Below are 12,637 nucleotides of genomic sequence, written 5' to 3'. Positions count from 1 at the left end.
AGAGCGCGATCCTGTTACTACCCGCGCAAACGAGCAAAGGCCACATGGACGACAAAAACAAGAAATTCCCGCGCAAGGCCGGCCCGAAACCGGCGGGGCCGCGTGGTCGCGATGGCGCTCCCGGCAAGGGTGGCAAGCCGTCCTTCGGCGTCAAAAAACCCTACACTCCGCGCGGCGATCGGCCGGCGGCGGCCGAAGGCGAACGGCCGAAACGCGACTTCAAGCCGAAGCGCGAAGGCGACCGGCCGTTCGGCAAAGGGCCGCGTCCGGAAGGCAAGCCTTATGAGAAGCGCGAAGGTCCACGCAAGCCTTATGCACCGCGCAGCGATCGGCCGGCGGCGGCCGAAGGCGAACGGCCGAAGCGTGACTTCAAGCCGAAGCGCGAAGGCGACAGGCCGTTCGGCAAAGGGCCGCGTCCGGAAGGCAAGCCTTATGAGAACCGCGAAGGTCCACGCAAGCCTTATGCACCGCGCGGCGACCGGCCAGCAGCTGCCGAAGGCGAGCGGCCGAAGCGCGACTTCAAAGGCAGCGAGAGGCCATTCAGCAAAGGGCCGCGTCCGGAGGGCAAGCCTTATGAGAAGCGCGAAGGTCCGCGCAAGCCCTACGCGCCGCGCGGCGACCGGCCGGCCGCTGCCGAAGGCGAGCACGGCGAAAAGCGCTTCGACCGTCCCAAGCGTGACTTCGGGGATCGTCCTAAGCGTGATTTTGGCGGCGATCGGCCGCAAGGGGCACAAAGGGCACAGGCGGCATCGGAGGGCGGCTTCAAGCCGCGTCCGCGTCGCGTCGAGGCAACGGAAGAAGCCGGCGAACGCATTGCCAAGCGGCTGGCGCGTGCCGGCCTGGCCTCGCGCCGCGATGCCGAGGAACTGATCGCGGCCGGCCGCGTCAAGGTCAACGGCAGGGCGCTGACCTCGCCGGCCTTCAACGTGATGCCCGGCGACATCATCCATCTCGACGGCATGGAGATCCCGCCGATCGAGCGCACGCGGCTGTTCCTGTTCAACAAGCCGGCCGGCGTGGTCACCACCAACCGCGATCCCGAAGGCCGCAAGACCGTCTTCGACGTGCTGCCCCCCGGGCTGCCGCGGCTGATGACCATCGGCCGGCTCGACATCAACACCGAAGGGCTGCTGCTGCTCACCAATGATGGCGGCCTGTCGCGCGTGCTCGAACTGCCGGCGACCGGCTGGCTGCGGCGCTACCGCGTGCGCGTCCACGGCAAGGTCGAGGAAAGCGCGCTCGCGGGCCTGCGCGAAGGCATTGCCGTTGACGGTGTCTTTTATGGCGCCATCGAGGCGACGCTGGACCGCGAGCAGGGTTCGAATGCCTGGCTGACGCTCGGCCTGCGGGAAGGCAAGAACCGTGAGGTCAGGAACATCCTGGGCTCGCTCGGTCTCGACGTGACGCGGCTTATCCGCATTTCCTACGGGCCGTTCCAGCTCGACGATTTGCCGGAAGGCCATGTGTTGGAGATCAAGGGCCGCGTGCTGCGCGACCAGCTCGGCGAGCGCCTGGTCGAAGAGTCCGGTGCCAATTTCGACGCCGATATCGCCAAGCCGTTTTCCAACAAGCCGGTCAGGCGTGAGCGGGAGGAGGAGCCCGAGCGGCCGAAATTCACCCGTGACGGCGAACGCCGTCCGATCGGCGAGGGCGGCCTGATCAAGAACCGCAAGCGCCGCGAAGGCAGCCGCGACGAAGCGCTCGGCAAGCTGTCGACAAAACCGGAGAGGAGCTTTGGCGAGCGTGGCGCCAAACCTGAACGCGGCGACTTCGGGGACAAACCCCGTGGCGACAAGCCTCGTGGCGGCTTCGGCGGCAAGAAATCCGAACGCGAGCAGCGGCCGATCGAACCGCCGGGCCAGCGCAAGGCCAATGTCTGGATGGCGCCGGGGGCGCGGCCGATCGGCAAGGGCAGGGCGGAGGCAGACGCCGCCAAGGCGGCGGAAAACAAGGCGCGCAAGGCCGCTTTCAAGCCGTCTTATGGCAAGCCCGGCGGTGCAAAGCCGTTCGGCAAGCCTCGTGGCGAACGTTCGGATAGCGGTGGCGACCGGCCGCGTGGCGGCCCGAAAGGAAGCAATGCGGATCGTCGGCGGTGAGCTTCGCGGGCGTCCGCTGGCGACGCCCCGCACCTTTGCCATCCGCCCGACGACCGACCGCACGCGTGAGGCGGTCTTCAACGTGCTGGCGCATCGCTTTCCCGAAAAACTGAACGGCGCGCGCGTGCTCGACCTGTTCGCCGGCACCGGCGCGCTCGGCCTCGAAGCGCTGTCGCGCGGCGCTGCCTATGCTGTCTTCATCGAGGAATCCGCCGAAGGGCGCGGCCTGATCCGCACCAATGTCGAGGCTTTCGGCCTCACTGGGCGCACCAAGATATTCCGTCGCGACGCGACGGCCTTGGGCGAGGCGGGCACCATCGCTGCATTCGGCCTGGTCTTTGCCGATCCGCCCTATGGCAAGAGCCTTGGCGAACGCGCGTTGCGCTCGGCCAAGGCCGGCGGCTGGCTCGCCCCCGGCGCGCTCTGCGTAGTCGAGGAAGCGGCGGCGGCGCCGTTCGAGGCAGGGCCGGGCTTTTCGGTTGTCGACGAGCGCAACTATGGCGAGACGGTCATCCGCTTCATCGAGGTTGGGTGAGGCCCCGCAATTGGCGAGGAAGCAGCGCCTTCAAAATGACGAACAATTCGCTTTGCCTCGACCAGCAACCCCGCCTATCGTTCCACCCCAAACCGGAGCCATCTATGACATTTCAGGCTGAATGGCTGCGCGGAACGCTCTTGGGACTGGCCCTGGTGATGGCCGAGCCGGCTCTGGCGGACAACAATCCCGACGACGGCGCAGTGACGGATTTCTTGCTCGACAACGGCATGGAGGTCGTCGTCATCCCCGACCACCGCGCCCCGATCGTCACCCATATGGTCTGGTACAAGATCGGCAGCGCCGACGAGCCGCCGGGCAAATCCGGCATTGCCCATTTCTTCGAGCATTTGATGTTCAAGGCGACCAGCAACCATGCGGCCGGCGAGCTCGATCGCGCCGTCGCCGCCATCGGCGGCTCGGACAACGCCTTCACCTCCTACGACTACACCGCTTTTCATGAGACAGTGGTGCCGCAGGCGCTCGGTGAGATGATGGGCTTCGAGGCCGACCGCATGCGCAATCTCATCCTCAACGACGATGTCATCAAGACCGAGCGCGACGTCATCCTCGAGGAGCGCCGCTCGCGCATCGACTCCAATCCGCAGGCGGTGCTCGACGAGGAGATCGACGCCACGCTGTGGCAGAACCAGCCCTACCGCATCCCGGTCATCGGCTGGATGCAGGAGATGGAGAAGCTGAACCGCACCGACGCGATGGCCTTCTACAACAAATATTATACGCCCAATAACGCCGTGCTGGTGGTGGCCGGCGATGTTGAGCCGGAAACGGTCAAGACGCTGGCCGAAAAGACCTATGGCAAGATCGCGCGCGGCCCGGATCTGCCGCCGCGCATCCGCCCGATCGAGCCCGAGCAGAACACCAGGCGCACGGTGACGCTGACCGACGGGCGCGTCAGCGTGCCGAGCTTTACGACGCAGTGGGTGGTTCCGTCCTATCACACGGCAAAGCCCGGCGAAGCCGAAGCGCTCGACGTGCTGTCCGAAATCCTCGGCGGCGGCAACCGCAGCCGGCTCTACCAGGAGCTTGTCGTCAGGCAAGGGATAGCCGCCGCGGCCGGCGCCTTCTTCCAAGGCACCATGCTCGACGACAGCAATTTCACCGTCTATGGCGCGCCGCGCGGCGATGCCAAGCTTGCAGACGTCGAGGCCGCGGTCGACGTCGAGATCGCCCGCATCGCGAAAGACGGCGTCACCAGCGATGAGCTGGAAAAATCCAAGGACCGTTTCGTCCGCTCGATGATCTTTGCCCGCGACAAGCAGGAGGACATGGCCAACATCTACGGCTCGATGCTCGCCACCGGCGGCAACGTCCAGGACGTCCAGCAATGGCCCGACCGCATCCGCAAGGTCACCGCCGACCAGGTCAAGGCGGTCGCTGCCCGCTATCTCAATCTCGACCACGCAACGACCGGCTATCTTCTGCCGCAAACCCAGGCTGGGAATTGATTTGATGATGAACCAGCACGGTCCCGCTCTGCCTTCTCCCCCGGGCTCCTCCCCTTCTCCCCTTGTGGGAGAAGGTGGCCGAGCAAAGCTCGGTCGGATGAGGGGTGTTCCAGCTTGGCACCAACGGCACTCCGTCCAACACCCCTCAACCGTCTCGGCGCTTCGCGCCGATCCACCTTCTCCCACAAGGGGAGAAGGGAAGCACGCGCGCTCCGGCCCTCTTCTAGCGACCCTCATCCTCTCCCTCGTCTTCCTCATCCTGCCGGCGCTTTCGGCTCGTGCTGCCATGAACATCCACGAGGTGACCTCGTCGAAGGGCATCACCGCCTGGCTGGTGGAGGATTATTCGGTGCCGATCGTCGCCATCCGCTTCGTCTTCGATGGCGGCGCGACGCAGGATCCGCCTGGTAAGGAAGGGCTTGCCAACCTGATGAGCGGTCTGTTCGACGAAGGCGCCGGCGACCTCGACAGCGAGGCCTTCCAGGTCAAGCTTGACGATGTCGGCGCCGAGATGAGCTTCGATGCGCAGCGCGACGGAATCTACGGCTCGATGCGCATGCTGGCCGAGCAGCGCGACGGCGCCTTCGACCTGCTGCGCGTGGCGGTCAACCAGCCGCGCTTCGACCAGGTGCCGATCGACCGCATCCGCGCGCAAATCCTGTCCGGCATCATCGCCAACGAGCGCGATCCCGATACGCTCGCCCAGCGCAAATGGCTGGACGCGATCTACGGCAGGCATCCCTATGCGCGGCCGGACCAGGGCACCAGGCAAAGCATCGCGACGATCACGCCGTCCGATCTCAGCGCTTTCCACAAGGCGAATTTCGCCCGCGACGGTCTGCATGTCGCGGTGGTCGGCGCCATCGACGCCGAGACGCTGAAGCAGAAGCTCGACCTGGTATTCGGCAGCCTGCCGGAAAAGCAGGCGCTTACGCCCGTTCCCGACATCGACCTGAAACTTGGCCAGCAGCTCGAGGTCGTTTACGACCAGCCGCAGGCCTCGCTGCAACTCGCCTATCCCGGCGTGAAGCGGAACGCGCCGGATTTCTTCGCCGCGGTGCTGATGAACGAGATCCTCGGTGGCGGCACTTTCACCTCGCGGCTGTTCGACGAGGTGCGCGAGAAGCGCGGCCTGGCCTATAGCGTCAGCTCCGACCTCGTCGACCACCAGCATTCCGAGGCGCTTTCCATCACCACCTCGACCCGCGCCGACAGGGCGGCCGAGACGCTGGCCGTGGTGCGCGACGTGGTCAAGCGCATGGCCGAGGAGGGGCCGACCGAAGCCGAGCTGGCGGCGACCAAGAAATACATGATCGGCGCCTATGCCATCAACAATCTGAATTCCTCCGGCGCGATCGCCGCAACGCTGGTCGAGATCCAGCTCGGCAAGCTCGGCATCGACTACATGCAGCGCCGCGCCGCGCTGATAAACGCGGTGACGCTGGACCAGGTCAAGGCAGCGGCGAAAAAGCTGCTCTCCGCCGAGCCGGCCGTCATGGTGGTCGGGCCGAAGCTGGGAAGCAAGGGATGAGCCGTTGCCCGCGTTTTCCAGGCGCTGGCGCCGCCCCGGTCGGCTCCCCCTTCTCCCCTTGTGGGAGAAGGTGTCGCCGAAGGCGACGGATGAGGGGTGTTCCAGCTTGGCATCGGCGGCACTCCGTCCAACACCCCTCATCCGTCTCGGCGCTACGCGCCGATCCACCTTCTCCCACAAGGGGAGAAGGAAAGACGCGCTACGGCCACAAACCGCCGGCAATCCGGATGACGGGGCATTTGCCCAATTTCGATAGCACCGCCGCATCGAGTGTCAGAAATGGGGGCTAGCAAAGGCTCCGCGGTCGGCCCTAGCTTCGGCATCGCCTTTGGCGGCGGCGGCGCGCGTGGGCTGGCGCATATCCACGTCATCGAGGTGCTGGACGAACTGGGCATAAGGCCGGCGGCAATCGCTGGCTCGTCGATCGGCGCCATCATGGGCGCCGGCATGGCCTCGGGCATGACCGGCAAGGACATTCACGACTATACGCGCTCGATCCTCGGCCGCCGCGCCGAAGTGGCGACGCGCATGTGGCGGGCGCGGCCCGGCACCTTTGCCGAAGCGTTGCAGGGCGGCTTGCGGGTCAGCCAGTTCAATGTCGAGCGCATCCTCAAGGCGTTCCTGCCCGATGCCATCCCCGAGACCTTCGCCGAACTCAAAATACCGCTGAAGGTGACGGCAACGGACTTTTATGGCCACAAGCTCGCGGTGCTCGACGAAGGCGAGCTGCATTCGGCGCTGGCCGCTTCGGCGGCGATCCCGGCGGTGTTCCGCCCGGTGATGCGCGACGGCAGGCTGCTGATCGACGGCGGCATCTACAATCCCGTGCCGTTCGATCTGATCGAGCTCGACGCCGACATCGTCATCGCCGTCGACGTGGTCGGCGCGCCGACCGAGGCCGGGCGCAAATTCCCGACCTCCGTCGACCTGATGTTCGGCGCCACGCAGCTGATGATGCAGTCGATCATCGCCAGTAAGCTGAACCAGAGCCGGCCCGACATCCTGATCCGGCCGGCGGTGTCGAAATACCGCGTGCTCGATTTCATGAAGGTCGAGGCGCTGATGGCCGAGACGGTGGCGATCAAGGACGAGCTGAAGCGCGAGATCGAAAGGGCGGTCGAGGCGCGGGCCAAGGCCGAAGCCAGCAAGCGCACCAACCGTCTCGGCGGATGACAGCCGTCAGGCGCCCGGCGTCAACGCCCGCTGGACCATGAGCGTATCCTTCGTAAGTGGTGCGGATCAGCTCGAGATTGGCGCCAATCTCAGCCCCACTTCATCTCGCCGGTGGCGACCTTGGAGCCGATGTCGAGCGCAACCCCCATGCCGAGGCCGGGGAAGCGGGCTTCCATGGCGCTCTTCAGCGCGGCAGCGTCCTTGGCCTTGGCCAGTTCTTCCTCGAAGGCGATGAGATAGGTTTTTGTGTGCTCGACGCCCGAAAGGTCGGTCGCCGCCCCAGGCGTCATGTGCCCAGGCACGACGATCGCCGGCTTGCGCGCCGCGATCTTTTCGAGGTTGGCCAGCCAGGCGGCGCGCAGTTCCCTGGTCGGGGTGTCGGCGGTCCAGACATGCACGCCGGCAAAGATCATCACCCCGCCGAACACCGCGTTCAGCGACGGCACGAACAGATAGCGCCGGTTGCCGAGGCCTTCCGCGGCGACGATCTCGATGCTCTCGCCGTCGACGCTGAGCGTCTTGCCGTCGAACGCTTCCGGGATGACGACGTCGGCCAGCGCCTGCGGGCCATTTTCCTTCAGCTGCGGCCCCCAGACGGCGAGCTTCTTTTCGACATTGCCGTTGATGGCGGCCACCGTCTCGGCTGCGGCGATCACCCGTGCCTGCGGGAACGTCTGCTTGATCCGCTTGAGGCCGAAATAATAGTCGGGGTCGGACTGGCTGACATAGATGGTGGTGAGCGTCTTGCCGGTCGCCTTGATCGCCTCGGCCACGGCCCGGCCGTCGGGGTAGGTGAAACCGGAATCGATCAGCACGGCTTCGGTGGCGCCGGAGACCAGCACCGGGGCGCGGAAGAAGCCGTTTTCGCCGGCGGGAAAATGCTTCCAGGAAAGCCCGCTGGCCGCATGGCCAAGCCCGGCGGGAGCAAAGACCGCGGCAGCGCCGGCGGCGAGGGTGGTTTTCATGATGCTTCTCCGTGTGAACATGGATGTCTCCTGGGAATGCGGAATTCGGCGGCCTCGATGCCCGCAAGATGGCAAAAACGGAATGCATATTGAAGGCCGACAAAATAGACGTAATGTATGCTTTCGCCTGACAATGGGGCTGCATCTGCCATGAGCCACGCATGAACCTGAACCGGCTGGCCTATTTCGCGGCGGTGGTCGACGCCGGCTCGTTCACGCGGGCCGCCGAGCGGCTGGGCATCACCAAGGCGGTCGTCAGCCAACAGGTGGCGCGGCTGGAGCGCGATGTCGGAACGACGCTGCTGATCCGCACGACGCGCCGCGTCCATCCGACCGAGGCCGGCCGGACATTCCATGCCCGCTGCCTGCAGGTTCTGCAGCAGGCCGAGGATGCCTTCGACGAGCTCGCGCAGGCCGCCGCCGAGCCGACCGGCACGCTGCGCATCGCGGCGTCCAACGACTACGGCACGTCGGCGGTGGTGCCGGTGGTCGCCGCCTTCAGCGCGCGCTATCCCGCCTGCCGGGTGGAGCTGACGCTGGGCGACGAGACGATCGACCTGGTTTCCGGCCACATCGACGTGGCCATCCGCGTCGGCTGGCTGGCCGATTCCAGCCTGCAGGCGCGGCGCATCGGCACCTTCCAACAATTCATGGTGTGCGGCGCCGGGTTTGAAGGCCGGTTCACGGCCGGGGAACCGCAAGACCTTGCCGGGCTGCCCTTCATCGCCAACATGGCGCTGCGCGAACCGCTGCTATGGCAATTTTCGCGCGGCGACAACGAGCAGCAGGTCGTGCGCATGCAGGCAACGATCGCCATTGACGCGACGCCGGCAGTGCTGGCGGCCGTCCGCGCCGGCGCCGGCCTGTCGGTGCTGCCGGACTTTCTGGTGCGGGACGAGCTGGCCGCCGGGCGGCTGGTGCAGGTCCTGCCCGAGTGGCGGCTGCCCTCCGGCGGCATCTACACAGTCTACCCCGCCGCCCGCTTCCGCCCGCCCAAGGTGACGAGGTTTGTCGAGATGCTGATTGCGGCCGAGCAGAAGCTGGAGGCAGGCGGGCGGGGGCGCTGATGGGCGAAGCAGCGATCTCCCCCCCAACGGCAGGGCTATCGCATAGGGGGCCCCCCTCATCCGGCCGCTTCGCGGCCACCTTCTCCCCGCTGGGGAGAAGAGGCTGGCGTTAACGCCGGCGACCTCCTCTCCCCTCGGGGAGAGGTCGGATTGCCCCGAATTGCCCTTCGCAATTCGGTTGGCAATCCGGGTGAGGGGGCACTTGCCCCTATGCGATTGCTACAGTTGAAACGAAGGCCGGCGTTCTTTCGCGACCCCCTCTGCCCTGCCGGGCATCTCCCCCTCAAGGGGACCCTCAGGGGGGAGATTGGCTGTCATCGGCGCTTTCGCCAGCGTTGCAGGATGAGCGCCAAGGCGGAAGCCGCGCTCTCCCCCCACGTGGGGGAGATGGCCGGCAGGCCAGAGGGGGGCGCTGTCCCGCCGACCTATCAGTCGATGGCCTTAGCGTACCCGCGCAAGTTCCAGCTCATCACACGTTGAAACAAAGGCCGGCGTTCTTTCGCGCCCCCCTCTGCCCTGCCGGGCATCTCCCCCACGAGGGGGGAGATTGGCTCATCACGCCTTCCCCGCCGCATACTCCAGCGCCACCACCCCGTTGCTGAATTGCGTGGCGGAGATCAGCTCGAGCGGCAATTGCGCGCCGGGCGGGAATAGCAGCTTGCCCTGGCCGACGGCACCGGGGTAGCTGAGCAGCCTGATGCGGTCGACGAGGCCATGGCGCAGCAATTCCTGCGCGACGCTGAGGCTGCCATGCACATAGATGTTGCCGCCGCTGCCTTGCTTCAGCCCTCTGACCGCGGCCGGCAAGGCGCCCTGCAGCAACTCGGCCGGCTGCCAGTCCAGCGCCGTCAAGTTGGTCGAGGCGATATATTTCGGCAGCGCGTTGAAGCGGTCGGCGAAGTCTCCGGTCTCCTTGGGCCACGAGCCGGCAAAGATCTGATAAGTCGTGCGCCCCAAAAGCATGGCGCCGCTGTCGGCAAGCTCGTCGTCCTTGAATTTTTGCATTTCATCGTTCCAGGCCACGCTCGGCAGCTTTTCAACCTCGGCAATGCCATCGACGCTGATGAATTCGGTGATGATGAGTTTTCTCATGGCGGGTTCCTTCTGTCGGGGCGGCCGTGCGGGTCTTGTGCGAACTGCACCGTCAACTAGCGCGGCGCTTTTTCAGGTGGAGGGGTTTTCCCCGTTCGCTTCCAAAGACCGATACCGTGGGAAAAGCTTCTCCGACCTGCCCGTCGTTCGGTCAGGCCACAACGTCCGCGTTGGGTGGGAGGCCGGTCTTTTTTGCCTGTCCCCGATTGGATCTGGTTCGTAATTACGGGCTGGCTACAGGTGGGCAATACCGCCTTTCAGCAGTCCTTCGCGGACGTGCTGCACATCAGACTCCTGGGCATAGTGCAGGGTGGCGATAAATGAATCGAGGTCGAATTGGGGATCGAGCGTTCTGATCTTGCCCAGATGCGCCGCGGCCGCGATTTCGTCGCCGAGCCAGCCGTAGCAGGCAGCGGCGAAAGCGTGCTGAACCGAGTCCATGGCTGACAGATGCATGAAAGCTTCGATCGCCTCGCCATACTGGCGCGCGGCGAAATGCGCCTTTCCCAGATGGCTCCAGAACCTCTCCGGGTGGTGCGGGTTCAACTGCATCGCCTTGCGGATCCATTCAATTCCCTCTTCCGGCCTCCCCAGCCACGTCAACAGCTCGCCTTGCTGCACCACCACGAGGTCGTAATTGGGATTGAGGGCCAGCGCCCGCTCTTGATGGTAGCGCGCCGTGGTCAGCTCGTTGTTGTTCACGTTCACCGCCGCAAGAATGCGGTGGACATCGGCATCGTTGTTGTCCAGCGCCAGGGCCCTGTCCAGCGCTGCCATGATGTTGTTCCAGACGGCATCCCTGTCTTCGCACCAGTTATGGACCCAGGCCTGGCCAAGAATGCAGGCCCGCCAGGCATGGGCATGGGCATAATCGGGGTCGAGCGTGACGGCCCTTTCTATCAAGGTTTGCGCGCGTTCATTATCCGCAATCGTGCTTCGGTGATGCAGCACCTTGGCAGCAAGCACACATTCATACGCGGCCATGTTTGCAGGTTTCGCCCGCGCGAGCTGGTCCCGCTGAGCCGCCTCGACACGGCCGGGCAGCGTGGCTGCGATCGCCGCGGTCACCTCGTCCTGAATCGCGAATATGTCGTCCAGCTTCCGGTCGTATTTGTCCGCCCAGATATGAGCGTCATTCGCCGTGTCGATGAGCTGAACCGTCACGCGCACCCTGTCGCCGATCTTGCGGACGCTTCCCTCCACCAGGTATTGGACGTCGAGTTTCTCGGCCACCTCGCGCACATTCACGGCGCGGTTCTTGTAGACGAACGCGGAATTGCGTGAGATGACGAACAACTCATGGTGGCGGGACAGTTCGGTGATGATGTCCTCGGTCAGTCCGTCCGCGAAAAATTCCTGCTCGGGGTCGCCGCTCATGTTGCTGAATGGCAGCACCACTATCGAAGGTTTGGAGATGGATCGCTTTGCCTCGACTTGTGGCAGGACAGGACTGTCAAACCCAACGCGATAGAGGCGAACCGGGCGGCTGATGTTCTTTAACGTCTTCTCGCCCAGGTCCTCCATGGCAATTTCGAGACGGTCGGCAATTTGGGTCGCCACCGCTGCGGTCACGCAGATACCGCCGACGTCGGCGAGTTGCTCGATGCGCGAGGCAATATTGACGCCGTCGCCGAAAATGTCGTCATCGTCGAAAATGATGTCGCCGAGATTTATGCCGATCCTGAATTCGATACGCCGTTCTTGCGGCACATCCGAATTGCGCCGTTTCATGCGCTGTTGGATTTCCACGGCGCATTTCACGGCATCGGTCACGCTCTGGAACTCAACGAGCATGCCGTCTCCGGTTGTCTTGATGATCCGGCCCTTGTTCTTGGCGATGGCGGGATCGACCAGTTCTATGCGATGGGTCCGAAGGCGTGCGAGCGTGCCGGATTCGTCGGCCTCCATTAGCCGGCTGTAGCCCGCCATATCGGCGGCCAGAATTGCGGCCAGTCTCTGTTCCATCATTGAACCAAAAACCAAGCCTACCCTTCCTGGGCTGCCAAATCCAGCAATTTGGGCTTGTGGCTGAATCAAGAACTACGGCAGCAGCAAGAAAGGGCGCCTTCCGCCTGGTGGCTGCCAACTCGATCGCATCAATCGCGGAGACGCCCCGATCCGCGCGGCGTCAAACTCGTCGAGGCGATATATTTCGGCAGCGCGTTAAACCGGTCGGCGAAGTCTCAGTCCCCTTGGGCCGGCAAAGATCTGATAGGCATGCGCCCCAAAAGCATGGCGCCGCTGTCGGTAAGCTCGTCGTCCTTGAATTTTGCATCTCATCGTTCCAGGCCACGCCCGGCAGCTTCTCGACCTCGGCAATGCCATCGACGCTGATAAATTCGGTGATGATGAGGTTTGGCATGGGCGGGCTCCTTTCTGGCAGAGGACGGATGGCGCTGGCCTTTTGCGACACGCTCTGGGAAAAATAGCGCGGCGCTCTGCTTTTTAGTCGATGTCCGACATGAGCGTCGACTTCGGTCGACCTGACGCCCGGCGCCAATTGCAGTCGATCATCGCCAACAAGCTGAAACAGTGCCGGGCCCTATATGCCGGTACGCCCGGCGGCTTCGAAATACCGCGTGCTCGACGCCCTGATGAGCCAGACGCTGGCGATCAGGACAAGCTGAAGCGGAAGGCGACAACGGCAGTCGCGGTGGAGGATACCAACGAACACCCGGACATACCCTGAAGCCACGCCAGAATGCGATT

Annotated in this window: 10 protein-coding genes; 7 read left to right on the top strand and 3 right to left on the bottom strand. The window is 64.7% G+C overall.

The window, feature by feature from the left end; translation table 11 throughout:
* Positions 1–44 precede the first annotated feature (44 nt).
* The 5 genes from NKJ93_RS08190 (at position 45) to NKJ93_RS08170 (ending at position 6,804) form a co-directional block, all read left to right on the top strand.
* On the top strand, positions 45–2,096 hold the full coding sequence (locus tag NKJ93_RS08190) for a pseudouridine synthase (RefSeq protein ID WP_352588526.1): 2,052 nt from the start codon (positions 45–47) through the stop codon (positions 2,094–2,096).
* Positions 2,077–2,631 (top strand): 16S rRNA (guanine(966)-N(2))-methyltransferase RsmD, encoded by a 555-nt coding sequence (gene rsmD, locus NKJ93_RS08185; RefSeq protein ID WP_023717132.1) that lies wholly within the window; start codon positions 2,077–2,079, stop codon positions 2,629–2,631. Before NKJ93_RS08190 ends, rsmD begins: the two co-directional genes overlap by 20 nt.
* A 104-nt stretch (positions 2,632–2,735) precedes the next feature.
* Positions 2,736–4,100, top strand: a complete 1,365-nt coding sequence (locus NKJ93_RS08180; RefSeq protein ID WP_352588523.1) for a M16 family metallopeptidase — start codon at positions 2,736–2,738, stop codon at positions 4,098–4,100.
* Between the two features lie 286 nt (positions 4,101–4,386).
* Entirely contained in the window at positions 4,387–5,631 is a 1,245-nt protein-coding gene (locus NKJ93_RS08175; RefSeq protein WP_352588521.1) for a M16 family metallopeptidase, read from the top strand.
* A 279-nt stretch (positions 5,632–5,910) separates the two neighbouring features.
* Positions 5,911–6,804: a patatin-like phospholipase family protein gene (locus NKJ93_RS08170; RefSeq protein ID WP_023717135.1), complete on the top strand. Its 894-nt coding sequence runs from the start codon at positions 5,911–5,913 to the stop codon at positions 6,802–6,804.
* Positions 6,805–6,893: 89 nt separating this feature from the next.
* On the opposite strand, the gene NKJ93_RS08165 is transcribed toward NKJ93_RS08170, so the two are convergent.
* A complete protein-coding gene (locus tag NKJ93_RS08165; protein ID WP_031193462.1) occupies positions 6,894–7,790 on the bottom strand; it encodes an MBL fold metallo-hydrolase in 897 nt (298 codons plus the stop codon).
* 140 nt (positions 7,791–7,930) lie between these two features.
* Between NKJ93_RS08165 and NKJ93_RS08160 the strand changes: the two genes are divergently transcribed.
* A complete protein-coding gene (locus NKJ93_RS08160) occupies positions 7,931–8,836 on the top strand; it encodes a LysR family transcriptional regulator (protein ID WP_352495531.1) in 906 nt (301 codons plus the stop codon).
* A gap of 555 nt (positions 8,837–9,391) precedes the next feature.
* Here the strand turns inward: NKJ93_RS08160 and NKJ93_RS08155 are convergent.
* Together NKJ93_RS08155 and NKJ93_RS08150 are read right to left on the bottom strand one after the other, a co-directional pair.
* Entirely contained in the window at positions 9,392–9,928 is a 537-nt protein-coding gene (locus NKJ93_RS08155) for a dihydrofolate reductase family protein (RefSeq protein ID WP_352496172.1), read from the bottom strand.
* 234 nt (positions 9,929–10,162) lie between these two features.
* Positions 10,163–11,893 carry an adenylate/guanylate cyclase domain-containing protein gene (locus tag NKJ93_RS08150; RefSeq protein ID WP_352588852.1) on the bottom strand — a complete coding sequence of 577 codons (1,731 nt, stop codon included), beginning with the start codon at positions 11,891–11,893 and terminating at the stop codon, positions 10,163–10,165.
* Between the two features lie 496 nt (positions 11,894–12,389).
* Between NKJ93_RS08150 and NKJ93_RS08145 the strand changes: the two genes are divergently transcribed.
* Positions 12,390–12,617: a hypothetical protein gene (locus NKJ93_RS08145; RefSeq protein ID WP_352588518.1), complete on the top strand. Its 228-nt coding sequence runs from the start codon at positions 12,390–12,392 to the stop codon at positions 12,615–12,617.
* Positions 12,618–12,637: the final 20 nt, after the last annotated feature.

The organism is Mesorhizobium sp. M0028, from assembly GCF_040323855.1.
Taxonomy (GTDB): Bacteria; Pseudomonadota; Alphaproteobacteria; order Rhizobiales; family Rhizobiaceae; genus Mesorhizobium.
This window is presented reverse-complemented; position numbering and strand designations above follow the sequence as displayed.